This is a genomic window from Mesorhizobium sp. RIZ17 (genome assembly GCF_051127865.1).
GTDB lineage: Bacteria > Pseudomonadota > Alphaproteobacteria > Rhizobiales > Rhizobiaceae > Mesorhizobium > Mesorhizobium humile.
The window spans coordinates 5,271,610-5,297,091 of record NZ_CP147861.1 but is presented as its reverse complement, the minus strand read 5'-3'; the positions used below and the strand labels follow the sequence as shown (position 1 = coordinate 5,297,091).

Annotated in this window: 27 protein-coding genes; 4 read left to right on the top strand and 23 right to left on the bottom strand. The window is 64.1% G+C overall.

Annotated features, from left to right (window positions below; all coding sequences use genetic code 11):
• Nucleotides 1-16: 16 nt before the first annotated feature.
• The 6 genes from WDX12_RS25695 to WDX12_RS25670 all read right to left on the bottom strand — a co-directional run bounded on the left by WDX12_RS25695 (nt 17) and on the right by WDX12_RS25670 (nt 4,398).
• Complete coding sequence (locus tag WDX12_RS25695) at nt 17-556, bottom strand: MerR family transcriptional regulator (protein WP_434722499.1); 540 nt, start codon at nt 554-556, stop codon at nt 17-19.
• 131 nt (nt 557-687) lie between these two features.
• A complete protein-coding gene (locus tag WDX12_RS25690; RefSeq protein WP_320233628.1) occupies nt 688-1,011 on the bottom strand; it encodes an integration host factor subunit alpha in 324 nt (107 codons plus the stop codon).
• 105 nt (nt 1,012-1,116) lie between these two features.
• On the bottom strand, nt 1,117-2,088 hold the full coding sequence (locus WDX12_RS25685) for a beta-ketoacyl-ACP synthase III (RefSeq protein WP_434722498.1): 972 nt from the start codon (nt 2,086-2,088) through the stop codon (nt 1,117-1,119).
• 9 nt (nt 2,089-2,097) lie between these two features.
• The gene (gene plsX, locus WDX12_RS25680; RefSeq protein ID WP_320297263.1) at nt 2,098-3,165 is read right to left on the bottom strand and encodes a phosphate acyltransferase PlsX; all 1,068 of its coding nucleotides are present in this window, start codon (nt 3,163-3,165) and stop codon (nt 2,098-2,100) included.
• 130 nt (nt 3,166-3,295) lie between these two features.
• Entirely contained in the window at nt 3,296-3,844 is a 549-nt protein-coding gene (locus WDX12_RS25675; protein ID WP_434722497.1) for a YceD family protein, read from the bottom strand.
• A gap of 11 nt (nt 3,845-3,855) precedes the next feature.
• On the bottom strand, nt 3,856-4,398 hold the full coding sequence (locus WDX12_RS25670) for a ubiquinol-cytochrome C chaperone family protein (RefSeq protein ID WP_320297457.1): 543 nt from the start codon (nt 4,396-4,398) through the stop codon (nt 3,856-3,858).
• Nucleotides 4,399-4,515: 117 nt separating this feature from the next.
• Here WDX12_RS25670 and WDX12_RS25665 point away from each other — a divergent pair, with 117 nt between their 5' ends.
• From WDX12_RS25665 to WDX12_RS25655, 3 genes are all read left to right on the top strand, one after another.
• Nucleotides 4,516-5,031 (top strand): outer membrane protein assembly factor BamE, encoded by a 516-nt coding sequence (locus WDX12_RS25665; protein WP_320297265.1) that lies wholly within the window; start codon nt 4,516-4,518, stop codon nt 5,029-5,031.
• A gap of 156 nt (nt 5,032-5,187) precedes the next feature.
• Nucleotides 5,188-5,733, top strand: a complete 546-nt coding sequence (locus WDX12_RS25660; RefSeq protein WP_320297266.1) for a dTDP-4-dehydrorhamnose 3,5-epimerase family protein — start codon at nt 5,188-5,190, stop codon at nt 5,731-5,733.
• Between the two features lies 1 nt (nt 5,734).
• On the top strand, nt 5,735-6,727 hold the full coding sequence (locus WDX12_RS25655; protein WP_434722496.1) for a glycosyltransferase family 2 protein: 993 nt from the start codon (nt 5,735-5,737) through the stop codon (nt 6,725-6,727).
• Nucleotides 6,728-6,782: 55 nt separating this feature from the next.
• Here WDX12_RS25655 and WDX12_RS25650 read toward each other — a convergent pair whose 3' ends face one another.
• The 5 genes from WDX12_RS25650 to osmF form a co-directional block, all read right to left on the bottom strand.
• A complete protein-coding gene (locus tag WDX12_RS25650; RefSeq protein ID WP_434722495.1) occupies nt 6,783-8,924 on the bottom strand; it encodes a sodium-translocating pyrophosphatase in 2,142 nt (713 codons plus the stop codon).
• Nucleotides 8,925-9,258: 334 nt separating this feature from the next.
• On the bottom strand, nt 9,259-10,008 hold the full coding sequence (locus WDX12_RS25645) for an ABC transporter permease (protein WP_434722494.1): 750 nt from the start codon (nt 10,006-10,008) through the stop codon (nt 9,259-9,261).
• Nucleotides 10,005-10,943 carry an ABC transporter ATP-binding protein gene (locus WDX12_RS25640; protein ID WP_434722493.1) on the bottom strand — a complete coding sequence of 313 codons (939 nt, stop codon included), beginning with the start codon at nt 10,941-10,943 and terminating at the stop codon, nt 10,005-10,007. Before WDX12_RS25640 ends, WDX12_RS25645 begins: the two co-directional genes overlap by 4 nt.
• The gene (locus tag WDX12_RS25635) at nt 10,940-12,106 is read right to left on the bottom strand and encodes an ABC transporter permease (RefSeq protein ID WP_320297271.1); all 1,167 of its coding nucleotides are present in this window, start codon (nt 12,104-12,106) and stop codon (nt 10,940-10,942) included. Before WDX12_RS25635 ends, WDX12_RS25640 begins: the two co-directional genes overlap by 4 nt.
• Nucleotides 12,107-12,319: 213 nt before the next feature.
• Complete coding sequence (gene osmF, locus WDX12_RS25630; protein ID WP_434722492.1) at nt 12,320-13,231, bottom strand: glycine betaine ABC transporter substrate-binding protein OsmF; 912 nt, start codon at nt 13,229-13,231, stop codon at nt 12,320-12,322.
• A 239-nt stretch (nt 13,232-13,470) separates the two neighbouring features.
• Between osmF and WDX12_RS25625 the strand changes: the two genes are divergently transcribed.
• Nucleotides 13,471-14,043, top strand: coding sequence for an NADPH-dependent FMN reductase (locus WDX12_RS25625; protein WP_434722491.1), 573 nt, complete (start codon nt 13,471-13,473; stop codon nt 14,041-14,043).
• Nucleotides 14,044-14,205: 162 nt separating this feature from the next.
• Here the strand turns inward: WDX12_RS25625 and WDX12_RS25620 are convergent, their stop codons facing one another.
• The 12 genes from WDX12_RS25620 to WDX12_RS25565 all read right to left on the bottom strand — a co-directional run bounded on the left by WDX12_RS25620 (nt 14,206) and on the right by WDX12_RS25565 (nt 25,244).
• Nucleotides 14,206-15,426, bottom strand: a complete 1,221-nt coding sequence (locus WDX12_RS25620; protein WP_434722490.1) for an MFS transporter — start codon at nt 15,424-15,426, stop codon at nt 14,206-14,208.
• On the bottom strand, nt 15,423-15,917 hold the full coding sequence (gene nusB / locus WDX12_RS25615) for a transcription antitermination factor NusB (RefSeq protein WP_320297275.1): 495 nt from the start codon (nt 15,915-15,917) through the stop codon (nt 15,423-15,425). Before nusB ends, WDX12_RS25620 begins: the two co-directional genes overlap by 4 nt.
• Nucleotides 15,914-16,408, bottom strand: coding sequence for a 6,7-dimethyl-8-ribityllumazine synthase (gene ribH, locus WDX12_RS25610; RefSeq protein ID WP_320297276.1), 495 nt, complete (start codon nt 16,406-16,408; stop codon nt 15,914-15,916). The genes nusB and ribH overlap by 4 nt, the downstream gene beginning before the upstream one ends.
• A gap of 256 nt (nt 16,409-16,664) precedes the next feature.
• Nucleotides 16,665-17,141 (bottom strand): GNAT family N-acetyltransferase, encoded by a 477-nt coding sequence (locus tag WDX12_RS25605; RefSeq protein WP_434722489.1) that lies wholly within the window; start codon nt 17,139-17,141, stop codon nt 16,665-16,667.
• A 39-nt stretch (nt 17,142-17,180) separates the two neighbouring features.
• Nucleotides 17,181-17,471 carry a DUF1778 domain-containing protein gene (locus tag WDX12_RS25600; RefSeq protein WP_320297278.1) on the bottom strand — a complete coding sequence of 97 codons (291 nt, stop codon included), beginning with the start codon at nt 17,469-17,471 and terminating at the stop codon, nt 17,181-17,183.
• Between the two features lie 59 nt (nt 17,472-17,530).
• Nucleotides 17,531-18,148, bottom strand: coding sequence for a riboflavin synthase (locus WDX12_RS25595; RefSeq protein ID WP_320297279.1), 618 nt, complete (start codon nt 18,146-18,148; stop codon nt 17,531-17,533).
• A 61-nt stretch (nt 18,149-18,209) separates the two neighbouring features.
• Nucleotides 18,210-19,337 (bottom strand): bifunctional diaminohydroxyphosphoribosylaminopyrimidine deaminase/5-amino-6-(5-phosphoribosylamino)uracil reductase RibD, encoded by a 1,128-nt coding sequence (gene ribD, locus WDX12_RS25590; RefSeq protein WP_320297280.1) that lies wholly within the window; start codon nt 19,335-19,337, stop codon nt 18,210-18,212.
• A 2-nt stretch (nt 19,338-19,339) separates the two neighbouring features.
• Nucleotides 19,340-19,819 carry a transcriptional regulator NrdR gene (nrdR, locus tag WDX12_RS25585; protein WP_320297281.1) on the bottom strand — a complete coding sequence of 160 codons (480 nt, stop codon included), beginning with the start codon at nt 19,817-19,819 and terminating at the stop codon, nt 19,340-19,342.
• 112 nt (nt 19,820-19,931) lie between these two features.
• Nucleotides 19,932-20,519 (bottom strand): hypothetical protein, encoded by a 588-nt coding sequence (locus WDX12_RS25580; RefSeq protein WP_430699280.1) that lies wholly within the window; start codon nt 20,517-20,519, stop codon nt 19,932-19,934.
• Between the two features lie 111 nt (nt 20,520-20,630).
• Nucleotides 20,631-21,944, bottom strand: a complete 1,314-nt coding sequence (gene glyA, locus WDX12_RS25575) for a serine hydroxymethyltransferase (RefSeq protein ID WP_320297283.1) — start codon at nt 21,942-21,944, stop codon at nt 20,631-20,633.
• Between the two features lie 125 nt (nt 21,945-22,069).
• A complete protein-coding gene (locus WDX12_RS25570) occupies nt 22,070-23,710 on the bottom strand; it encodes a Na+/H+ antiporter (RefSeq protein ID WP_434722488.1) in 1,641 nt (546 codons plus the stop codon).
• 280 nt (nt 23,711-23,990) lie between these two features.
• On the bottom strand, nt 23,991-25,244 hold the full coding sequence (locus WDX12_RS25565; protein ID WP_320297285.1) for a L,D-transpeptidase family protein: 1,254 nt from the start codon (nt 25,242-25,244) through the stop codon (nt 23,991-23,993).
• Nucleotides 25,245-25,482 lie beyond the last annotated feature (238 nt).

Below are 25,482 nucleotides of genomic sequence, written 5' to 3'. Positions count from 1 at the left end.
CTGGGATAATGACCGTTCAACGAACCTGGTCGAGCAGGCGCTTGCATTCCAAGAGGTCGAACAGCGCCTCCTGCAGCAAGGCGCGGTTGTCACGCGACAATTTCGAAGCGTCTGGTTGTACCGGACCTTCGTCGTCGCTCTTACCGAGACCAAAGAACCGACGACTGGGCTTCACCTTCGGCTGGCCGACCAGCGCGTCTTCGTCGCCGCGCGGCTGCGCGGCCGCCGTCAGCGGCACCTGGTCGGCCTGGCGGCGCTGGGCGATAGCCTCCACTGCGGCCATGTCGCCATTGCCGATGGCGACCAGAAAATGGTTGCCGTTCTCGCGCAACAGCTTCTGCACGCCTTTGATCGTATAGCCCTGATCGTAGAGCATATGCCGGATGCCCTTGATCAGCTCGACGTCCTGCGGCCGGTAGTAACGCCGGCCGCCGCCACGCTTCATCGGCTTGATCTGGGTGAAGCGCGTCTCCCAGAAACGCAGCACGTGCTGCGGCAGATCGAGATCTTCCGCGACTTCGCTGATGGTGCGGAAAGCATCCGGGCTCTTGTCCATGGGCCAATCCTCCACACTGGACCGCGATCCGGGCATAGTGCCGAATCGCCCCTTATTTCAGCGATTTATGAAACGATATTCAAGCCCGGCTTCAAAACGGCCGGCGGTTTTCAACCGCATTCGCCAGCAAACTACTTGCCGCCCTTGCCCTTGCTGTTCTGGTGCGAACGCAGGATCCGGCTCTTGAGCACGTTCGACGATTTGAACGTCATCACCCGGCGCGGCAGAATCGGCACTTCCTCGCCCGTCTTGGGGTTGCGGCCAACGCGCTCGTTCTTGGAACGGACATGGAAGGTGGCGAAGGACGACAGCTTCACCGTCTCGCCGCGAACGATGGCCTCGCAGATCTCATCCAGGACAGCCTCGACCAGCTCCGCGGATTCAGTTCGCGACAAGCCAACCTTCCGGTAAACGGCTTCAGCAAGGTCGGCACGCGTAAGTGTCTTTCCCCCCATGCGACCGTCCCATCAGCTCGCTAAAAAAATAAATCGATACAGGTAAAGGCTGAGCCTAAGTAATTGATCCGGCAAGGTCAAGAACCGAACCGGCGAGTTCGGCACTTACCAGCGAAGCAATACCGCGCCCCAGGTGAAACCTCCACCCATCGCCTCGAGAAGCACAAGGTCGCCCTTCTTGATGCGGCCGTCGGCGACCGCCACCGACAAAGCGAGCGGCACCGAGGCAGCCGAGGTGTTACCGTGTAAATCGACGGTGACCACCACTTTCTGCTCGGCAATCCCGAGCTTCTTGGCGGAAGCGTCAATAATCCGTTTATTGGCCTGATGCGGCACGAACCAGTCGAGGTCCCCGGCCGTTATGCCGGCCTCGCCGAAGGTCGCCTCGATGACATCGGTGATCATGCCGACGGCATGCTTGAACACTTCGCGGCCTTCCATCCTCAGATGGCCGACGGTCCCCGTGGTCGAAGGACCGCCGTCGACGAAGAGCTTGTCCTTGTGCACGCCGTCGGAGCGCAGGCTCGCCGCCAGCACGCCGCGATCGGCAATGGCGCCGGTTCCCTCCCCGGCCTCCAGAACCACCGCGCCGGCGCCGTCGCCGAACAGCACGCAGGTCGAGCGGTCGTTCCAGTCTAGGATGCGCGAGAATGTTTCCGAACCGATCACCAGGACGCGTTTGGCCAGCCCGCCACGGATATAAAGGTCGGCGGTGGCGACGGCATAGACGAAGCCCGAGCACACGGCCTGCATGTCGAAGGCGAAGCCGTGATGCATGCCGAGCCGGTTCTGGATCTCGACAGCGGTCGCCGGGAACGTGTTGTTGGGCGTCGAGGTCGCCAGGATGATGAGGTCGATATCGGTGGGCGTCATGCCGGCGCTGTCGAGCGCGGCGCGCGCCGCGGCTTCGCCAAGCGAGGCCGTCGTCTCGTCGTCGGCAGCGACGTGGCGCTGGCGAATGCCGGTGCGCTGGACGATCCACTCGCCGGAGGTTTCGACCATGCCTTCGAAGTCGGCATTCTTCATGATGCGGCGTGGCAGCGCGGCACCGTTGCCGCGCACGACTGATCTGATCAAGGCTCTTTCCTATTCCTCGGAGCCGGCGACGCCGGACTTCCTGTTTGCCTGCGCGGTCGGGTTGCGCGCATGGAACAGATCGAGGTCGGCCTCGATCCGGTCAAGCAGATTGTTGCGCACCATGTCATAGCCCAGTTCGATGGCGGCCGCGAAGCCGTCCGAATCGGCGCCGCCATGGCTCTTTACCACGATGCCGTTCAACCCCAGGAAGACGCCGCCGTTGGAGCGCCCGACATCCATCTTTTCGCGCAGCCTGTCGAAGGCGCCCTTGGCGAAGACATAGCCGATCTTGGCCATGAGCGTGCGGCTCATGGCGGCGCGCAGATAGCCGGCGATCTGTCTTGCGGTGCCCTCGGCGGTCTTGAGCGCGATGTTGCCGGCAAAACCCTCGGTAACCACCACGTCGACCGTGCCCTTGCCGATATCGTCGCCCTCGACGAAGCCGCGATAATTCATCGAGGCCATGTTGGCCTCGCGCAGCATGCGGCCGGCTTCCTTGACCTCTTCCTGGCCCTTGATCTCCTCGACGCCGACATTGAGCAGACCGACGCTCGGCCGATCGATGCCGAACACCGAGCGCGCCATGCCGGTGCCCAGAATGGCGAAATCGATAAGCTGGTGCGCGTCCGCGCCGATGGTGGCGCCGACGTCCAGCACCACGCTCTCGCCGCGCGTCGTCGGCCACAGCGCCGCGATCGCCGGGCGCTCGATCGTGGCCATGGTGCGCAGGCAGAATTTCGACATCGCCATCAGCGCGCCGGTGTTGCCTGCCGAGATGCAGGCCTGCGCGCCGCCGTTCTTGACCGCTTCGACGGCCTTCCACATCGACGACTTCCAGCGGCCATGGCGCAGCGCCTGGCTCGGCTTGTCGTCCATGCGCACGGCGATCTCGCAATGGACGAATTCGCTTATCTCGGCGAGTTTCGGGAACTTGGCGAGTTCGGGACGCACCACGTCCTCGCGGCCATAGATGACGAAGCGGATGTCCGGGCGGCGGATGGCAACCGTCATCAGCGCCGGGATGACCACGCTCGGTCCGTGATCGCCGCCCATGGCATCGATGGAAATCCTGATCACGTAGTGCTTTTCTCACGGTTTGCATGGCTTGCGGCGGACGCCTGCCAGGGTAAGGGGGCTCGCGAAGGTTCGGCGAAAATAGCGGTTTTGCGCCTGCACACAACCAGCTTTTCCAAAATCCGCACCACTCTCAGGATTTTCCAAGCAGCGAACGCAGCTTTTTCTGGAAATCGCTTTCCTCGGGCTGATCGTCGCCGGCGACGTCGAGCGAGGCCCCCGCCTTGCGCGGATAGGGGTCGATCGCCAGGCCGAAAAACTGTTCGGCCAGCGCGCCGACGTCGATGGCGTCGCCGGAAAATGTCTCCGGACTGTCCGGCCCGTCGGCGTCGAGGATGATCTCGCCGCCGCCTTCGAAACCCTCGCGCCCAAGCTTCGACTGCTCGGGCAGGAACAGCGCCTCGACGGGCTCGTCGATATGCGCGGTCACCGGATCGAGCGTGACGATGCAGGCTTGCGTGATGTCGGCTTGGACGCGACCGGTGACCTTGACACCATTGCGCTTCCAGGAAGCCACTAGCAGCTCGGCGCGATAGCTTTCGACCGAAAGCAGTTCATATTCAGCGGCCAGCGCTTCGCGCTGGCGCTCATCGGCCTCGACCAGGACAGGCAGGCCCTTCTGCGGCAACCGCGCGACATTGGCGACAAAGGATACGGGGCTGCGCAATTCGTCGTCTTTCATCGCGGCCTCCTTCACGCGGCCCCGGCGGCCGGGAACGCGGCGGTGCCGGCGGTGATCGATTCGGTCGGCTGCGCGGCAAGCTTTTGGCAAGCCTCACAGACATAGTCCGCCAGCAGCGACGCCTGCGGCCAGGAGCCGGAGTCCGGCCTGACGTTGCGGGCGAGCGCCGCCGCAAGCGCCACCCGGTCGTTTTCCCTGAGCGCGTCGTCATAAGCGGCCGTACGGCCGTAAAACATCTTTGCCAGCTTCTTCATGCGTTTGGGCACGCCGACATCGCTGATGCCAAGTTCGCGCAACGAATGCTCGACATCGAGGAAGAACTCGTCGATCAGCACTTGCGCGACCTCGGCGGCCACACCTTGCTCGCCACGCAGCCGGTGCTGGACGAGATACATGTGCAGCGACAACATCTCGAAGCGGCCGAGCGGCGTATCCGGCACATTCCAGTCGGAATAAAACACCGTTTGCCGCGCCGCCGCCACGATTTGTGCGTAGAGCGCCTCGGTGATAGCGCGGTTGGCATTGCGTTCGCGGCCAAAAAGGCGCTGGAACATTGAGGGCGGTCTCCCGGGGACCTGTTGTTTAATTTGGCCTTGTTGCATCGGCATGCAAGCTGGTTTACCGGTTTTGCGGCCCAGCGCAAGTTGCGGGGATGTGATGGAGAATTGTTGTTGGGTGCGCTGAAATTCAAGTCGTTCTTTGCGTCCGCCCCAGTGGGCGTGGCTTCGCTGCTGGTAATGGTGTCAGCGCTTTCCGCCTGCAATTCGTCCAAGATGTTCGGTGATCTCCATCCAAGCGAGACGCTGACGAAAGGCTACGTCATCGACCAGCAGGCGATCGATTCGGTGCCGGTCGGATCGAGCCGCGAACAAGTGCTTTTGGCGCTGGGCACGCCGTCGACGACGGCGACCTTCGACAACGAGGCCTTCTACTACATCTCGCAAACGCGCAAGCGCTACGTTGCCTTCGACAACCCCCGCATCATCGACCAGCATGTGCTGGCGGTCTATTTCGGCGCCGACGGCCGCGTCACCCAGATCGCCAATTACGGCCTCAAGGACGGCAAGGTCTTCGACTTCATCTCGCGGACGACGCCGACCGGCGGCAAGGACCAGAACTTCCTGAGCCAGATCATCAATGGCGCCAGCAAGCTCGCGCCCGGCGTCCCCGGCGGCGGCACTCCCTGAGGCCTCCGGCACCGCCGTTTTCGGCGACTTCTCTCGTCGCGGCAACAAAGCTCGTGCGATCGCTCTCACGGGCTTTTTTTCCATCCCTGGGATAGTCCAGCTTGTCATCTCCAAGGTGAACCCTTATCAAGCCGACCGGGTTGGGAGGGCTTGAAAATGTCCAGCGATGAGCGTCCAAGGCCGCACGGCTGGATGGCCACGGGCACACCTGACCAGCCAACCGTAACCCCCGGCTGGCTCGCAATCGACCCTCCGGCAATCGAGGGCGTCCGGGTCAAGGAAATCAGTTCCGTTGCAACGTCCAACGGCTACCTGACCGAGATCTTTCGTGAGGAATGGGCTCTCGATCAATCGCCGGTCGGGCAAGTGTTTCAACGCACGATGTATCCGGGCGCGGTGACGGGCTGGCACGCGCATGCGGCGACCCTCGACCGCCTGTTCTGCTGCGCCGGCAGCGTGCGAATATCGCTTTTCGATGGGCGCAAGGCCTCGCCCAGTTTCGGCGCGCTCTGGCACAAGATCGTCGGCCCCTTGCGGCCGGCAATCGTCACCATTCCGCCGGGCGTCTGGCACGGGGTCGTCGCCCTCGGACCGGAGACGGCGTTGCTGCTCAACCTCGTCGACAAGGCTTACGCCTATGACGCGCCCGACCATTGGCGCTTGCCGCCGGACACAGAGCACATCCCCTACAAGCTGGTGTAGCGTGGAACCCGCCGACCCCCGCGCGCCAACCGGACGGTTCGAACCGCTGGTTTCCGTCGTCATCGCGACGCATAATCGTCCGGCGGTGCTGCGCCAGGCGCTGAAGAGCCTGCTGGCCCAGACCATGCAGGACTGGGAAGCGATCGTCGTCGGCGACGCATGTCGGGCGGACACCGCGACCACAGTTGCCGCATTCGAAGACGCCCGCATCTCCTATATCGACCTTCCGGTGAATTTCGGCGAGCAATCAGGGCCCAACAATATCGGCTTTGCCCGGGCCTGCGGCCGTTTCGTTGCCATCTTGAACCATGACGATCTCTGGTTTCCCGACCATCTGGCGTCCATGTGCGGCTGGATCGAAGCCACCGGCGCCGACGTGGTGATCGCCCGAGGGGCAGTCATCGAGTCGGCCGCGAGCAAAGGTTCCAGGCACATGATCCTCGGGATGGGGCGGGACGGTTTCTATGACCCAGTCACCACAGTCGGATTCGGCTCCGCGCAAATGATCCGGAGGACGTCGCTGCCAGGACTGGGGCCATGGCGCCCGGCAAGCCAATGCGTTTGCGAGAGTTCCCAGGACTGGCTGTTCCGTGCATGGCGCAAGGGCGCGGTGATTGCGACAATGCCCCATCTAACCGTGCTCATGCTGCATTCGGGCAAGCGCGAAGGCAGCTATACACGAGACACGGCGTGGGAGCAGGAAGAACTGATGGACGCAATGAACGCGCCAGACGCGTTGCGCGTCAGGGTTCTCGGCAACGCCGAGGAACCTGTTCCTCTCAAGCGCTTCCGCTACCTCAAACGCAGGGTTCTGGCTATGCTTGGCGTGCACCCGCGGGCACGTACCTTCCGCCGTCTTTACCGCCGCGGCGCGTTCATCGAAATGTTGCGGCGGAAACGTGGCCTGCCTCCAATGCCCGGTCGCGAACCGGGCTTGAAGGAGTTGCTGGCCCACTATCGCGGCAGCGACGGAGGACCGGAAGGCTCACTTTAAGGAAAAGGCCCGCGGGAGCGATCCCGCGGGCCTTGCCTTCGAGCCGCGGCTGCAATCAGCCGTGTGCGAGCACGGCGAGCAGAAGCAGCGCGACGATGTTGGTGATCTTGATCGCCGGATTGACCGCAGGCCCCGCGGTGTCCTTGTAGGGATCGCCGACGGTGTCGCCGGTGACCGAGGCCTTGTGCGCGTCCGAGCCCTTGAGGTGCTTGACGCCATCCTTGTCGGTGAAGCCGTCCTCGAACGACTTCTTGGCGTTGTCCCAGGCGCCGCCGCCGGAAGTCATCGAGATGGCGACGAAGAGGCCGTTGACGATGACGCCGAGCAGCGAGGCGCCGAGCGCCGCGAAGGCCGAGGCCTTCGAGCCCGAGATCACAAGCACGCCGAAATAGACGACGAGCGGCGCCAGCACCGGCAGCAGCGACGGGATGATCATTTCGCGGATCGCCGCCCTGGTCAGGATGTCGACGGCGCGCGCATAGTTCGGCTTCGAGGTGCCCGCCATGATGCCCTTGTCCTCGCGGAACTGCTTGCGCACTTCCTCGACGATCGAGCCGGCGGCGCGACCGACAGCGGTCATGGCGATACCGCCGAACAGATAGGGGATCAGGCCGCCGAAGATCAGGCCGGCGACGACGTACGGATTGGAGAGATCGAAGGAGATCTCGCCCATGCCCTGGAAGTAGGGATACTTGTCGCCATGGGCGGCAAAGAACCTGAGGTCGTTCGAGTAGGCGGCGAACAGCACCAGAGCGCCGAGGCCGGCCGAGCCGATGGCATAGCCTTTGGTTACCGCCTTGGTGGTGTTGCCGACGGCGTCGAGCGCGTCGGTCGAGTGGCGGACTTCCTTGGGCAGGCCGGCCATTTCGGCAATGCCGCCGGCATTGTCGGTGACCGGACCGAAGGCGTCGAGCGCCACGATCATGCCGGCCAGGCCGAGCATGGTGGTGACGGCGATAGCCGTGCCGAAGAGGCCGCCGAGCTGGTAGGTGGCGATGATACCGCCGACGATGACGATGGCCGGCAGCGCAGTCGATTCCAGCGAGACCGCGAGACCCTGGATGACGTTGGTGCCGTGACCGGTCACCGACGCCTGGGCGATCGAGTTCACCGGACGCTTGTTGGTGCCGGTGTAGTATTCGGTGATCACCACGATAAGACCGGTCACCACGAGGCCGATGAGGCCGCAGATGAACAGGTTCTTGCCGGTGATGGCGATGCCGGCAACGGTGCCGATCTCGCCCCAGCCAACCGTGGCCGAGGTGGCGATGGCGAGGCCGACGATCGACAGCAGGCCGGTAACGATAAGGCCCTTGTAGAGCGCGCCCATGATCGAGCCGTTGGCGCCGAGCTTGACGAAGAAGGTACCGACGATCGAGGTCAGGATGCAGGCGCCGCAAATGGCCAGCGGATAGAGCATCGCCGCGCCCAGCGCGGCCGTGCCGCCGAAGAAGATGGCGGCGAGCACCATGGTGGCGACGACGGTCACCGCATAGGTCTCGAACAGGTCGGCGGCCATACCGGCGCAGTCGCCGACATTGTCGCCGACATTGTCGGCGATGGTGGCCGGGTTGCGCGGATCGTCCTCCGGAATGCCGGCTTCAACCTTGCCGACGAGATCGCCGCCGACGTCGGCGCCCTTGGTGAAGATGCCGCCGCCGAGACGGGCGAAGATCGAGATCAGCGAGGCGCCGAAGCCGAGCGCGACGAGCGAATCGATGACGACGCGGTCGTTCGGCTGCAGGCCCATCGGGCCGGTCAGGATGGCGTAGTAGATCGAGACGCCGAGGAGCGCCAGGCCCGCGACCAGCATGCCGGTGATGGCGCCCGACTTGAAGGCGATGTCGAGACCGGCGGCGAGGCTGTTCGAAGCGGCTTGCGCGGTGCGCACATTGGCGCGCACCGAGACATGCATGCCGATGAAGCCGGCGGCGCCCGAAAGCACCGCGCCGATCAGGAAGCCGATAGCGGCGGTGATCGAAAGCAGCCACCAGGCAAGCAGGAGAACGACGATACCGACGACCGCGATGGTCGTGTACTGGCGCGCCAGATAGGCCTGGGCGCCTTCGCGGATGGCGGCAGAGATTTCCTGCATGCGCTGATTGCCCTGATCGGACGCAAGGACCGAACGTGTCGCCCAGATGGCGTATAGAACTGACAGCAAGCCGCAGGCGATGACGGCGGTAATGATGGTCATTGCCGGATTTTCCTCGATTGATGGCCCAAAAGAACCCCTCCCTGGGCCGTTGGAACGGAGATGAGTGCCGCGCACGGAATCCACCCCTTGGCTGGGGTGTATGCGAAACAGGGCTTGGAACGTCAAGATATTGTTCGGTTTTTGCCCGGCTTTCGCCCAAAAGAAGAAGGCACGAATCGTTGTGCCAGCGCGAGCCTGGAATTAGATCGATTGAAATGACGCTGCGTGCGGCTGTTCAGGATCGAGTCTCTCCATTCCAATTCATGGCAACAAGCCGCCCAAGACAGGACTTCTGAAGATGGCCGAAATCAACGAAAACGAAGTCTGAACCTCCCTACTCCACGCCCTGCCCCATGCGCCGCGCGGCATAGCGTTCGATTGCCGACAGGCCGTCATAGATCAGCACCGCAAGCGCGGCGACGATCAGACCGCCCTGCAGGACGAAGGCAAGGTTGTTCGAGATCAGGCCGGCGATGATCACTTCGCCCAGCGTCTTGGCCGCCACCGTCGAGCCGATGGTCGCTGTGGCGAGGCTGATGACCACGGAGAGCCGGATGCCGCCGAGGATCACCGGAGCGCTCAGCGGCAGCTCGACCTTCATCAACCTTTGCCAGCCGGTCATGCCGGCGCCGCGTGCCGCTTCCATCACGTTGCCGGGTAGCGTGGTGAGCGCCGTCAGCGCATTCTCGAAGATCGGCAGCAGGCCGTAGAGGAATAGCGCGATCAGCGTCGGTTTTTCGCCGAAGCCGACGGCCGGCACGGCAAGCGCCAGCACGGCAACCGGCGGGAAAGTCTGGCCGATATTGACCAGGCTGCGCGACAGGGGCAGGAACTCGGCGCCGGCCGGCCTGGTGACCAGGATGGCCAGCGCCACCGCGACGATCGTCGCGGCGACCGTCGCGATCAGCACGGTGCGCAGGTGCTGCAAGGTCAGCGTCAGCAGACTGCCCTGGTTGTAGATTGCCGGCGCGCCATTCTCGGTCAGCGGCTTCAGCAATGGCTCGAACCAGCCAGGGTTGGTGATGAAGACCACCAGCAGCACCAGAACGGCCAGCCTCAGCAGCGCGGGCAGCCAGGCCTTCATTGCGGCCTCGCCGCGCGCTTCACCAGGCCTTCGACGGTGACGCGGCCAACGAGCTTGCCGTCGGCGTCCTTCACCGGCAGCGCAGGGCGGCCCGACCACAACAGCTCGGCCAGCGCATCGCGCTGCGTGGCCTCGCCTGGGATAGCCTCGCCCTCGGCGCCGCCCGGCTCCACGGCATCGCGCACGGCACCAAGCGACAGCAGCCGGAACGGCCTTTCGCTGGCGCCGACCAATTCCTCGACGAAGTCGCTTGCCGGCCTCGCCAGGATTTCAGCCGGCTTGGCGTATTGCACCAGCTTGCCGGCATCCATGACGGCGATCTTGTCGCCCAGATGCACGGCCTCTTCCATGTCGTGGGTGACGAGGATGATGGTGGTGCCGAAACGCTTCTGGATCGCCAGCAGATCCTCCTGCGCCTTGGTGCGGATGATCGGATCCAGCGCGCCGAAGGGTTCGTCCATCAAAAGCACGTTGGGCTCGGCGGCCAAAGCGCGGGCGACGCCGACGCGCTGCTGCTGGCCGCCGGAAAGCTCGTGCGGATAGCGCGGGCCATAGGCCTGCGGGTCGAGCTGGTAAAGCGTCATCAACTCGTCGACGCGGGCCTTGATGCGGTCCCTGTCCCAGCCGAGCAGCAGCGGCACGGTGGCGATGTTCTGCGCCACCGTGCGATGCGGAAACAGGCCGTGACCCTGGATGGCGTAGCCGATGCTGCGGCGCAGTTGGTAGCCGGGCACCGAGCGGTTGTCGGCGCCGTCGAGCTTGATGACGCCGGAGGTCGGTTCGACCAACCGGTTGATCATCCTGAGCAGCGTCGTCTTGCCGGACCCCGACGTGCCGACGATGGTTGCGATGGTGCGCGGTTCGATGACCATCGAAACATTGTCGACCACCGTCGTCTCGTCATAGCGCTTGGTGATGCCTTCGATCTCGATCATGCCGTTTCAACTACCCTGCGCTTGGTGGCGGTCATCTCGATCACCGCATCAAGGATGATGGCCGCCGCAAAGGCCAGCGCCACGGTGGGCAGCGCGCCGAGCAGCACCAGATCCATCGCCGTCTGGCCGACGCCCTGGAAAACGAACACGCCGAAGCCGCCGCCGCCGATCAGCGCGGCAATTGTGGCAAGGCCGATATTCTGCACCAGCACGATGCGGATGCCGGTCAGAATCACCGGAAAGGCGAGCGGAAATTCGACATCGAACAGGCGCTGGCGATCGGTCATGCCCATGCCGCGCGCGGCGTCATTGGCGGCGCGAGGCACACCGGCGAGGCCGACCACGGTGTTGGCCACCACCGGCAGCAGCGAATAGAGGAAAAGGGCGACAAAAGCCGGCGCGGTGCCGATGCCCCTGATGCCGATCGCGGCGGCGCCCGGCACGTGGACGGCAACCCAGCCGAGCGGCGCGATCAGCAGGCCGAAAAGCGCGATCGAGGGAATGGTCTGGATGATGTTGAGCACATTGAGCACCCCTGCCCGCAGTTTGTCGACGCGATGGCAAAGGATACCGAGCGGTATGCCGACGATCACCGCGCCAGCGAGCGAGCCAAGCGCCAGTGTGACGTGCTTGGAGGCTTCCGTCCAGAAACTGTCGGCGCGGCTGGCGTATTCCTTGAGAATGGAGAGGCTGTCCCAGCTTCCCGAGACGAGCAGCGCTGCGATGGCCAAAGCGGCAAGCACCAGCACGCTGACGCGCGCCCAGGGCGACAGGTTCAGCCTGGTCAGCACGTCGGCCAACAGCAAGGCGAAAGCAAAGACCAGCAGCCAGAAACCCGAAGCTGGGGCGACGCGGGCAAAAGTGTTGCCGGCGGGTGTCAGGAAACCGCCGGCAACGCCAATAAGGATCGTGATCGCGACAAGCGCGACAACGCTGGCCGCCAGCCTGAGCACCAGCGGGGTCCTGAGCAAGGCGACGATGGCGGCGGCGATCACTATCGCCAGCAGCAGCATGCCTAGCGCGGGCGGCAGCGCCTCGAGGATCGAACGCGCCTGCCCCGGCACGATGCGGTTGGCACGGAACGTGGCAAAGGGGGCCGCCAAGGCGGCGTAGGCGACGATCGCGGTGATCACGACGCCGAGCTTGTCGAAGCGGAGGTTCATGAGGAGGGGTTGCGCGAAGCGCCCCTCTCTGGCCTGCCGGCCATCTCCCCCTCCAGGGGGGAGATCAGATGTCGCGAAAGTTTTCGCCAATCACCTGGGGTGGAGAAGAAAGCGGGAGGCAGCAGCTGGCGATCTCCCCCCTTGAGGGGGAGATGTCCGGCAGGACAGAGGGGGGTGCCTCGCACCGACTTCGCGCGCTTCAGGCCAAACTTGTTACTTCAAAAACCCGTTCTTCTTGAGGAAATCCTCCGCCACGCCCTTCGCGGGTTCGCCGCCCAATTGCACGCGGCCATTGAGCTCCTGCAGCGTGACGAGATCGAGCTTGGCGAAGACCGGCTTCAGCAGCGCCTCGATCTCGGGATGCTGCTTCAGGACCTCTTCGCGGATGATCGGCGCGGGCTGATAGACGGGCTGCACGCCCTTGTCGTCATCGAGCACGACGAGGCCGGAAGGCTGGATGCCGCCATCGGTGCCATAGACCATGGCGGCGTTGGCGCCGTTGGTCTGGTTGGCGGCGGCTGCGATGGTCGCCGCGGTGTCGCCGCCGGAGAGCGTGATCAGCTGGTCGGGCTTCAGCGTGAAGCCGTATGTCGTCTGGAAGGCCGGAAGTGCCGCCGCCGAATTGACGAACTCGGCGGAAGCGGCGAGCACCACCTTGCCGCCGCCCGCAACGTATTTTCCGAAATCCGTCAAGGTCACGAGCTTGTTCTGGTCGGTCACTTCCTTGCGCAGCGCTATCGCCCAGGTGTTGTTGGCCGGCGACGGCGACAGCCAGACGATCTTGTTGGCATCGTAGTCGAGCTTCTTGGCGGTTTCGTAGGCCTTGGCGGCATCCTTCCAGACCGGATCGTCGGCCTTCTGGAAGAAGAAGGCGGCATTGCCGGTGTATTCGGGATAGATGTCGATCTCGCCGGCGGTGATCGCCTTGCGCACGACCGGCGTCGCGCCGAGCTGGATGCGGTCCGTCGTCTTGATGTTGTTGGCATTGAGAACGAGCTGGATGATGTTGCCCAGCACCCCGCCTTCGGTATCGATCTTCGAGGACACCACCACCTGGGCATCCGCCGAAGCCGTCGCGATGCCGAGCGCTATCGCCGCGAAAGCGAGCTTTCTGATTGAAAACATTGTGAAAATCCCTTGCTATGAACCGATCGATCGGTGGCCGCATATGAGCACGGCTTTAACGGCCAGTCGGGGCATACGGTTTCATAACTAGGGGGACACGCGCAATAATTTTGTTCGGCCGGGGTTAAGCCTTACCCCACCCGACATAACGCAATGCCGACCTAAGGTCGGCTGGCGACTTCCCCTGTTCTGGGGAATATTAGGAGCGGCGGGGTCGGCGGCCAACACGGGAGTATGTCATGGCCAAGCACAAAGTCGGCTACCTCATCGGCAGCCTCGCCAAGGGCTCCATCAACCGCAAGCTCGCGAAGGCCCTCGTGAAACTGGCGCCTCCGGAACTTGAAATGACGGAGATCTCCTTCAAGGACCTGCCGCTCTACAGCTACGATTACGATGCCAACTTTCCTCCGGTCGCCCTGGAGTTCAAGAAAGCCATCGCGTCCGTCCAGGCGGTGCTTTTCGTCACGCCGGAATACAACCGCTCGATCCCGGGCGGCCTGAAGAATGCGATCGACTGGGCCAGCCGCCCTTACGGCAAAAACTCCTTTGCCCGTAAACCGTCTGCGGTCATCGGAACCTCACCCGGCGCGATCGCAACCGCGGTCGCCCAGCAGAGCCTGCGCAGCGTCTTGAGCTTCTGCAACGCACCCCAGATGAACTCTCCCGAAGCCTACATTCAGTTTACCCCGGGATTGATCACCGACGATGGCGAGGTGACGGTGGAGTCGACCGAAACATTCCTGCGCAACTACATGGACGAATTCCACATGTTCATCGCGCGGGTCCTGCAGGTGCTCCCGCCGGATGCATGACGCTGGCTGTCTAAGCGCGTCTCGCTGAAACGGATTCAGGCGATGCGCTTCAAGTCCTTGTTTGGATGCAAGTCGTTGTCCCAGAACCGCTGCGCACTTCTGGGCGACATGCATTAGGGCAGGCTGTGCGAGCGGGCTGGAAGAACTGATCCGGCGCCTTCTTCAAAGTTTGGGGGCGCCCACCATCTTCAATGTGCCGAGCGCGACAAAACAAAGCAGGACGACCGGGAACACGATCCAGTTCAGCATGGTCCAGCCCCAGGCATTGTAGATCGCGCCCGACATCAGCGAGGAGAAGGCGACGGAGCCGAACAAGACAAAATCATGAAAGCCCTGGACCTTGCTCTTCTCCGAAGGCCGGTAGCTGGCGGCGACCATCGCCGTGGCGCCGATGAAACCGAAGTTCCAGCCGAGGCCGAGCAGGATCAGCGCCGTCCAGAACTGCCACAGCGCCAGTCCGGAAAGCGCCACGACGCCGCAGCCGATCAGCAGGATAAGGCCGGTGGCGACGATGCGTTCGGCGCCGAAGCGATGGATCAGCGAACCGGTGAAGAAGCTCGGCCCGAACATCGCCATGACGTGCCAGGAAATGCCGAGCGTCGCATTGTCTTCCGACAGGCCGCAGCCGACCATGGCGAGCGGCGCGCCGGTCATGACGAAGCTCATCAGTGCGTAGCTGCCGACGGTGCAGAACAATGCGGCGACGAAACGCGGCTGGGTGACGATTTCAATCAGCGGGCGGGCATCGCTTGCGGCGGTTTCAGTGACAGTGTCCGTGCGGGACGAAACCCGTAGGAACGACAAGATGAGCGCGCCGGCCGCCGCCAGGGGCAGGATCGAGGCGAAGGACCCGGCAAACATCACCGGGGCCAGCAATTCGCGCGTGTAGATGACGATCTGCGGCCCGAGGATGGCGGTGATGATGCCGCCGGCCAGCACGAAGGAGATGGCGCGCGCCTTGAATTCGGGCGGCGCGTTGTCGGCGGCGGCGAAGCGGAACTGCTGGACGAAGGCGCCGCCGATACCGATGACGCAGAGGCCGAAGGCGAACAGCCAGAAGCTCGACTGATAGAGCGCGAGCGTCGCGACCAGGCCGCCGAGCGCGGTGACGATCGTGCCGGTCATGAAGCCGCCGCGATGGCCGAGGTTGCGGATGAGGGCGGCGGCCGGCAAGGCGCCAAGCGCCACGCCGATGTTGAACCCGGTGACCGGCGCGGTGGCCAGCGACTTGTCGGGACCAAGCAGATATTGCCCGGCAAGCGCGCCGAGCGAAATGGCGATTGGCGCGGCCGACCCGACGATCGCCTGCGCGGCGGCAAGCAGCACCGCGGTGCGGCGCCCTTCCCTGCCGGTCTCGGCGACCGCGGCCGTTGCGGTCGTCACGAAGCGTCCTTGCCACGCCCCTCGCCGCGAACCCGGCGCGAGACACGATCAAGGACGGCGTTCACCAGCTTCGGCTCGTCTTCCTCGTAAAAGGCCTTTGCGATGTCGACATATTCGGAGACGATGACGGCCACCGGCACGTCCTCGCGCTTCATCAACTCATAGACGCCGGCGCGCAGGATGGCGCGCAGCGTCGAATCCAGCCGCGACAGCGGCCAGTCCTCGGTCAGCGCCTGGCGGATGACGGGATCGATGGTCTTCTGGTTCTCGACGACGCCTGTCAGGATGGCGCGGAACCATTGCGCGTCGGCCTCGCGATAGAGCGCGCCATCGACTTCCTTGCCGAGGCGGAAGGCCTCGTATTCGGCCGTGATCTCGAAAACGCCGACGCCGGCCACATCCATCTGGTAGAGCGCCTGGACGGCGGCAAGACGGGCGGCACCGCGCTTGTTGGCGTGGCGCACCGCACCGGTCGAGGCGGGATCGCTCACGATTGGGCTCCGAATTTCTCTTTGAGCGCGATCATGGTCAGCGCCGCGCGGGCGGCGAAGCCGCCCTTGTCGCCTTCCGTTTTGCGCGCGCGCGCCCATGCCTGCGCATCGTTCTCTGTGGTCAGGATACCATTGCCGACCGCAATCGCCTCCTGCACCGACAGATCCATCAGCGCGCGGCTCGATTCATTGGCGACGATGTCGAAGTGATAGGTGTCGCCGCGGACGATGGTGCCGAGCGCGACGAAGCCATCGTAATGCGTGCCGCCTTCGGCGGCGCCATCGAGCGCGAAGGTGATGACGGCCGGTATTTCGAGCGAGCCGGGAACGGTGACGACGTCATAGGTAGCGCCGGCCTCGTCGAGCGCGCCGGTCGCGCCTTCGAGCAGGGCGTCGGCGAGGTCGTCATGAAAGCGCGCTTCGACAATGAGCAGATGCGCCTTCGCCTTTGGGCGAATGAACGCTTTGCCGTGTTGGGATGTTCCAGCCATAAAAGTCTCCGGGGGGTTGCCGGTGACTTAGGCCGAAGCCGGGTTTATCGCAAGCGGAAGATTGGTCCGGGTGCCGCTTGGTCTATCGCATCTTTATCCGAGGCGGCGGGAGCGGACAGCCGGTACCCCAGGCTTTCAGCCCAGGCAAGAACGGCTCGGTGGTCTACCACACGGCCTGCGTCCACATCGGCCATTGCTTCGCGTGTCAGCCGTTCCTTGAACTCGGAATTATCACTCTCCGTTGGAGCCCCCTTTTTCATCTGAACAATCCCGCGATATCGGCCATTGGTCGAAACAGCTTCATCGGTTGATCCGGAAATGGCAAGAAACTCTCCCGTTCGTAGAAGGGCCGCGCGTTCTCGTCCTTTGCGTCGACAATGACCGCGAACGAGGCGATTTCACTACGGAGAGACCGGTGCAATGCATCGGCCAGGAGGTATCGGCCGTAACCCCTACCCTGTTGCCGTCGATCGACGGCCAGGCGTCCGAGTAGCGTCGCGGGAACGAGAGGATAGCGCGGCAGCTTGCGTACGGTCTCGGCAGGCCATTCGCCGACATTCACCGCAGTGGACGAGAGCGTGTAGTAGCCGGCGATAGCTCCATCCGGCATGACCAGCACGAACGGCGCCGCAATGTTCTTGCGGGCGTCTTGCCCGGCCTGCAGCCGAAGATATCGATCGAGCGGTTCTACGCCACTTTCGAATGCGCTTCTGACGTGCTGCGGACCGAGCACCTCAACTCGTACAGAGACCTCGGTTGAGCCCGTCACCCCTCAGATGCCAGTAGCTTGGCGATAACGACGTACTGTATCGCGCAGGCGATCGTTCACTGGTTTCGGATTGATGAGAGCGTCCACGAAGGCCCGGCTGTCGCGGACAGATAGCTCCAGGCGCTTGTGCTCCTCGATTGCGCGGCGGGCAGCTTCCTGGAGACTGGTCAGCACAAAATCCGTCACGGTGCGGCCCTGTAGCGCCGCAGCATGCTCGATAAGGCTCTTCTGGTCGGCCGTGACGCGTGTTTCCAGACGCTCGCCACGAACGCGGCGTGGTGGGTGTGCCGTCATTGTCGCTCTCCTGGCGCAGCAATGTACGGCCAATGGCCGGGAATTTCAAGGCTGGCGCCTCAAAGCCCCTCTTTCGCGGCCTCGGCCAGGCGCGCGGCATAGCGGGCCATGGTGTCGATCTCGATGTTGACGCGGTCGCCGGCCTGACGCTCGCCCCAGGTGGTGACGCTCAGCGAGTGATGGATCAGAAGCACGTCGAAGCGGGTGCCCTCGACCTTGTTGACGGTGAGCGAGGTGCCATCGAGCGCGACCGAACCTTTTGGCGCGATGAACTTCGCCAGATGGCGCGGCGCTTCCAGCGTGAAGCGCACGGCATCGCCCTCCTCCTTGCGTTCGACGATCTCGGCGGTGCCGTCGACATGGCCGGAGACGATGTGGCCGCCGAGCTCGTCGCCGATCTTCAGCGCCCGTTCGAGATTGATCCTGGTGCCGGATCTCCAACTCGATGCGGTGGTCAGCCTGAGCGCTTCCTCCCAGGCCTCGACCTCGAACCAGCGCGCGTTGGAGCCATGCTCAGGCAAAGCGGTAACAGTCAGGCAGACGCCGCCGCAAGAAATCGAGGCGCCGATGGCGATGGTCTCGGGATCGTAGGCGGTATCGATGCGCAGGCCGACGCCCTCGGCGAGCGGCTTCACGCTCGCAACGGTGCCAACGTCAGTCACAATTCCAGTAAACATCAGAGAGTGTCTTTCGTTTTGACCATGATCTGATCCAAAAACCGGTTCCCACTTTTTGGGATCATGGTCTCACCCACTCGGCATAGCTGTCTTCGCCAAACCGCATCTCGCGCAGCTTGCGAAAACCTGTCGGGATATGGTCGGCGTCGATCGGCGACGCAATGCCGTCCTTCCCGATCGCGTCCGGTCCCTGGAACAGCACGATGCGGTCGACCAAATCTTCGTCAAGGAATGCCTTGGCGACTTGAGCGCCACCCTCGACCAAAACGCTTGCCATGCCGAGCGCGGCAAGGTCCTCGAGCAGTTCCGGCAAGGCGACGACGCCGTCATGGGTTTCAGTGCCGATGAAGCGCACGCCCGCGCGTTCGAGCGCCGCGCGCCGATGCGCATCGGCCTCCAGGCACGAGGCGATATAGAGCGGCACGCGGTCGACGCCGGATACCAGCTTGGAGGTCTCCGGCAGCCGGATCTGCCGATCGAGAACGATGCGCGCCGGCGAGCGGTTCTCCAGCCCGGGCAGACGCACGGTCAGCGCCGGGTCGTCCTCAAGCGCGGTGCCGATGCCGACCAGGATGGCGTCGGCCTCGGCGCGCATCAGATAGACATCGCGCCGCGCGACCTCGCCGGTGATGGCGACCTGGCCCGCGCCTTTGCGGCCGATCTTGCCGTCGCTCGAAAGCGCAAGCTTCAGAGTTACTTCCGGGCGCTTCTTCAGAGAACGAGTCAGATAACCGGCCATCTGCTCTGCGGCCTCGGCGGCCAATACCTTCTCCACCACCTCGACACCTGCGGCGCGCAGGATGGCGTAGCCTTGGCCGGAGACGCGCGGATCTGGATCGCTCGCGGCGCCGACGACGCGCGCTATGCCGGCATTGACCAGCGCGTTGGCGCAGGGCGGGGTGCGGCCGTGATGGGCGCAAGGCTCCAGCGTGACATAGGCGGTTGCGCCACGGGCCAACTCGCCGGCCTCGGCCAGTGCCTCGGTCTCGGCATGCGGGCGGCCACCGACAGCCGTCACTCCGGTGCCGACGATCATCGGCCCGGCGCCGTCGTCGCGCACGATGATGGTGCCGACGGAAGGGTTGGTCGAGGTACGACCGGCATTGCGGCGCGACAGCCTGATGGCCGCGGCCATGAAACGGCGGTCAAGGGCCGCCTGCGCGGCCTCGTCCAGTCGCTGTCCCGCCATGATCAGCCGGCTTCCTCTTCAGTTTTTTCCTCGTCGCCCTTCAGCTCGCCCAGCAGCTCGTGAAAATCCCTGGCTTCGCGGAAATTGCGATAGACCGAGGCGAAGCGGACATAGGCCACGTCATCCAGCGATTTCAGGGCCTCCATGACCAGCCGGCCGACCTCGCCCGAAGCAACCTCGGTTTCGCCGGAGCTTTCAAGCTGGCGCACGATACCGGTGACGGCGCGGTCGATGCGCTCGGGGTCGACGTTGCGCTTGCGCACGGCGATCTCGACGGAGCGCAGCAGCTTGTCGCGGTCGAAAGGCACCTTGCGGCCGGATTTCTTGATGACGACGAGGTCGCGCAGTTGGACGCGCTCGAAGGTCGTGAAGCGGCCGCCGCAATCAGGACACACCCGCCGCCTGCGGATTGCCGCGCCATCCTCGGCTGGACGCGAATCCTTCACCTGCGTATCTTCGGACTGGCAATAGGGACAGCGCATGGAGAGCCTTGGGTTCGCGATTCTGTGGGCGAAAGGCTTAGAGCCTTTTATGCCTCAGAGATAGCGATGCGCGAGCAAGATTGCCAGCGCCCTGTCCCGACCGTCAGCAGGCTCAGGGCGCCACGTCTTTGGTCGAAAAACCGCAGGATGTACCGAGATTGCGATAGGCCTTGGTGAAGCCATCCATCGGGATGCTGGCGACGGCCTGCTTGCCGAAGGTGACATCGAGCGAGGTGACCTTGCGCATGGCCCGCAGCAAGGCAAGGCTGGTCTTGGCTTGGTTGTCCACCATCCAGCTGGGGCGACCGCCGGCGGCGGCGTTGGAGGTTACGGTCGCCGTTACCTTCACGCCAGGATCGCCGAAGGTCGCGGCGATCTTGTTGCCGGTCGGCAACGTCTTGTTGTCGACGATGAACATGATGGCCGGATACGCATCCGGCGGCAGCGCGTCGCCGGTGGAGATCGACATCGTCAAGGATCCGGCATTGCCGTCGCCGTCGACGAATGCGGTCGAGGCGGCGCAAGTCTTGTGCGCATCCTGCCCGGTATCGAGCGTATCGATGATGGTGGTCCACTTGCCAAAGATATTGGTGGCCGGCATGTCGGAGCTGGGCTGCTGCTCCTGCGCAACCGCGCCGGACAGGGCGAAAACGGCCAGCGAGCCGGACAGGGCCAGGATGGCAAGACGGAAAGTGCGCATCATCAAAGTCTCCGGTAGGCCGCGCCGCCCGATCAAGGAGCGGCGCGAAGCGCAGGGATAAAAGATGACGTATGTCGCGCGGTCAACCGACGGAGGGCAACCGAGCGTGGATCAGCCGAGATAGGGGTAGAGCGGGAAACGATCGGTAAGCGCCGTGACCTTGGCCTTGACGGCGGCCTCGACCGCCGCATTGCCTTCGTCGGAATTCGCCACCTTCAACCCGTCCAGCACCTCGGCGATCAGCTTGCCGATCTCGCGGAATTCAGCCTGACCGAAACCGCGCGTGGTACCGGCCGGCGTGCCGAGGCGCACGCCCGACGTCACGAACGGCTTTTCCGGATCGAACGGGATGCCGTTCTTGTTGCAGGTGATGTTGGCGCGGCCGAGCGCGGCTTCCGCGCGCTTGCCGGTGGCGTTCTTCGGACGAAGATCGACCAGCATCAAATGGTTGTCGGTGCCGCCGGAGACGATATCCAGGCCGGTCTCCTGGAGGCTGGAGGCCAGCGCCTTGGCGTTGGCGACGATGCTTTCGGCATAGGCCTTGAAGCTCGGCTTCAACGCCTCGCCGAGCGCCACCGCCTTGGCGGCAATGACATGCATCAGCGGGCCGCCCTGCAGGCCCGGGAACACCGCCGAGTTCATCTTCTTGGCGATTTCCTCGTCGTTGCACAGGATCATGCCGCCACGCGGGCCGCGCAGCGACTTGTGGGTCGTCGTGGTCACGACATGGGCATAAGGCAACGGCGACGGATGCATGCCGCCAGCGACGAGGCCGGCGATATGCGCCATGTCGACCATCAGATAGGCGCCGATCGAATCGGCGATCTCGCGGAAGCGCTTCCAGTCCCAGATGCGCGAATAGGCGGTGCCGCCGGCGAGAATCAGCTTCGGCTTCGTCTCATGCGCGGTCTTCTCGATCGCATCCATGTCGAGCAGGTGATCGTCCTTGCGCACGCCGTAGGAGACGACCTTGAACCACTTGCCGCTCATGTTGACCGGCGAGCCGTGCGTGAGATGGCCGCCCGAATTCAGGTCGAGGCCCATGAAGGTGTCGCCAGGCTGCAGCAGCGCCAGGAACACGGCCTGATTCATCTGGCTGCCCGAATTCGGCTGGACGTTGGCGAAGTTGCAACCAAAGAGCTTCTTCGCGCGGTCGATGGCCAGTTCCTCGGCCACGTCGACGAACTGGCAGCCGCCATAGTAGCGCTTGCCCGGATAGCCCTCGGCGTATTTGTTGGTCATGATCGAGCCCTGCGCTTCGAGCACCGCACGCGACACGATGTTCTCCGACGCGATCAGCTCGATCTCATGGCGCTGGCGACCGAGCTCGTTGCGAATGGCGCCGAAGATTTCCGGATCGGCGTCGGCAAGCGTGGTCTCGAAGAAGGATTCGAATTTGCTGGAGGCTGCCGCTGCATTTGACATGGCTTGCTTTCCCTTGGGGCCGGAGGTCTGCGAGGTCGCCGCGCATTAACACAGTTGTTTTGGGGCCGCCACGTTTGCGGCGCGAAATTTGCTGGCCGGTTTGCGCCAAGACTGGCCGACCGGCACTAATCCCGCGGTAGGCGCCCCTTGAGGGTCGCTTCGGAGAAGGTGATTTCGGTGAACAGCTTGCGCGCCGTGTGGTCGTTGATGTCGCCGCGGCGGAACATGGCCTGAAGTTCCGCGCGCTCGGCCTCGATGCCGGCAAGCCTGAGTTCCAGCTCGATCCGCCCGGTTTCGCGGGCCTCGGCGCGGGCTTCATCGGCGCCGTCGGAAAGCGAGATGCGCCGCCGGTAGATGGATGCGACGCTCTCGGCGATGGCGAGCTTCATGTCCGCCGCCTCTCCTTCATTGCCGTCGCTGGCGAGGTTTTCGATCCTGGCGATGGCCGCGTTGGCGGCGCTGACGCGGGCCCGGCGCTCTTCCGCGGCACCCGGATGCTCGCCGGGTTCGACGAGGCCCCGCGCCACCGTCGGCAGGGCAAGGCTGGCGATCGCCAGCGAGCAGATGATGACGCCGGCGGCAAGGAAGATGACCAGGTCGCGGGCCGGGAACGGCGAGCCGTCCTGCAAGGTAAGCGGCAGGGAGAGGATGCCGGCCAGCGTCACCGCGCCGCGCACGCCGGCGATCGAACCGGCGAGCCGGACACGAAAACCAAAGGGTTCAGCCTTGCGCTTGCCAAGCCGCGCGGCAAGCACGGCGCCGATATCGCCGATCCAGATCCAGACGAAGCGCAAGGCGATCAGGCAGAGCGTGAGCAACAGCACGGTCAATGCCGGCTCGAATAGCCAGTGCCGGGTCGTCAGCTCCGGTGGCACCTTGCGGATGATGTCGGGCAATTGCAGGCCAAGCAGGATGAACAGCGAGCCGTTGAACATGAGGATCAGCATTGACCAGAGCGAGATCGTCTGGATGCGCGCCGAGACCGCCATGTGGCGGACTATGCCGGAGTATCCTGTCAGCAGGCCGGCCGTGACCGCCGCCAGAATGCCCGAAGCGCCGAAATGCTCGGCGATCAGATAGGCGACGAAGGGCAGCAGCACCATGACCAGCACCTGCGCTTCGGCCGGTGTGCTGGTGATGCGGCCAAGGATCTGCAACGACTTCGCGGCGATGAACAGCGCCGCGACACCGGCGAGGATGCCTATTGCCACGGCAAAGACAAAGCTCAGGGATGCCGCGGCAAACGAAAAGCCGCCGGTCAGCGCTGCCGCGACCGTGAAGCGGAACATCACCAGACCAGAGGCGTCGTTGAGCAGCGACTCGCCCTCCAATATGTGCATCAGCCGGGCCGGGACGACATTGCGGTCGACGATCGAGGAAACGGCGACCGCGTCGGTCGGCGACAGCACGGCGGCCAAAGCGAAGGCGACCACCAGCGGAATGCTCGGCACCAGCCAGTGCAAGGCGTAGCCGAAGCCGACGATGGTGAAGAAGACGAGCCCGATGGCGAGGTCGAGGATCGGGCCGCGCAACGCTATGAGCTCGCGCTTCGGCGCCGAGAACGCATCGCCAAACAGCAGCGGGGGAATGAACACCAGCAGGAACAGTTCCGGATCGATTTCGAGATGGAAGCCACGCGCTGGCCATGCCAGGGCGGCGCCGATCGCGATCTGCAGCACCGGAAGCGGCACGCGCACCAGCCGCACCGCCGCGCCGGAAACGGTGACGAAGGCGAGCACGACGAGAATGAAGACGGCGACGTCCATGGCACGATTCCGGTTGCCCAAATGCCGAGCTGATCTGATCCGACCATGCGCAATTGAACGCGCGCCGTCCAGCAATGCCGTCCGCCGGCCACGATTGATGACGCATGTCGAAGCGGCGTATGCGCCGCCTACCGACGAAGACGCCAGAGTGGCGTTCTCGCGACGATGCAGGATTCGGCGCCTCCTATCTGCAGACGCGGCTCTACCCGCGGCCGACAGCGCCTCATCCAACAAAAAAGGCCGCTGCAAGAGCGGCCTTTTTGCATCCAAGATCAGATATTTACTGCGCCGAGCTGATCTGCAGCTCCTGGGCGCCGTCGAGGCCGTAAATGTCGTCGCGGAACTGCACGACGCCCGGACCCGTCGACCAGGCCGACAGATAGAGGAAATGCACCGGCACCGGATTGACGACCTGGATCGGCGTGTTCTCGCCGGTCTTGATAGCCGCCTCGAAATGCTGGCGATCCCAGCCGGGCGTGTCGCGCAGGATCCAGGTGACGAGGTCGCGCACGTTCTGGACGCGCACGCAGCCGGAGGAATCGAAGCGCATCAGCTTGCCGAACAGGCTCTGCTGCGGCGTGTCGTGCATGTAGACGCCGTCCGGGCTCGGGAAGTTGATCTTGACCGAGGCCATGGCGTTATTGCTGCCCGGATCCTGGCGGAAACGGTATTTCGCGGCATCGTCCGTCGACCAATCGACGTTCATCGGATCGACCTCGCTGCCGTCGGGCGCGAACAGCCGGATGTGGCTCTCCTTGAGGTAGTTCGGGTCCTTCCGCATCAGCGGAATGATATCCTTGCGCACGATCGAGACCGGCGCGTTCCAGTACGGATTGACGATGATCTCGTTGATCTTCGAATTCACGATCGGCGTCTGGCGGTCGATCTTGCCGACGATCGCGGTATGGCGAAGCACGACGCGTTCGTTCTCGACCGCTTCGATCTGGGCGCCAGGGATGTCGACCAGCACGTAACGGCTGCCGAGCGTGCCGGCCTTTTCCTTCAGGCGCTGCAGATTGGTCTGCAACTGGCCGAGCCGGATCTGCGCCGAGACGTTCATCGCCGTATAGGTGTATTTGCCCATGGCGCCGTCGGCCGGCAGGCCATGACGCAGCTGGAAGCGCTTGACCGCCGAGTCGACATAGGAATCGAAGGCCGTCGAAATGCCGGCGCTCTGCGGCAGGTCGCCCGAAACCATCAGACGCTTGCGCAGCGGCACGACATCCGGATCGTCGTCACCGAGCTGCAGTTTTTTGGTCGCCGGCACCTGCTCCCAGCCACCCTGGGAGACGATGTTCTGGTACTGCGCCACCGCCTGCTCGGTGAAGGCGACCGTCTGCTGGCTGAAGATCGGCAGCGTCGAGGCGACCTTGTTGGTGTCGCTGGCGCGGGCGTCGAACTGGTCGTCCCAATTGCCACGCGTCGAGGATTTCAGGATGTCCCCGACCACGTCCTGCGCGCTGGCATGGCCTGCGACCATGGCAGCAGCGAGCGCGGAGGCTCCGGTAAGGAAGAAACGGCGGCTGGTTCTCATGGCAGACATTCTTGCTTTATCGCTCTCGCTCAACTCGCTTGCAGGGCGGCTTGTCCGCACTCTAGGGGCGGCGAACTTAACAATTCGCCAACCATGACCCGCATCGCCGGCTGCCAGAAACGCGCTGCCGCCACCCAGGTTCCAAGGAGCGCAGGGCACAGGCCCGCAGCATCACCCACACTTCGCATTGCCCGCGATTATGGCGGCAACGTGGCCTTGGCCCGCGATTTGGTTGTGG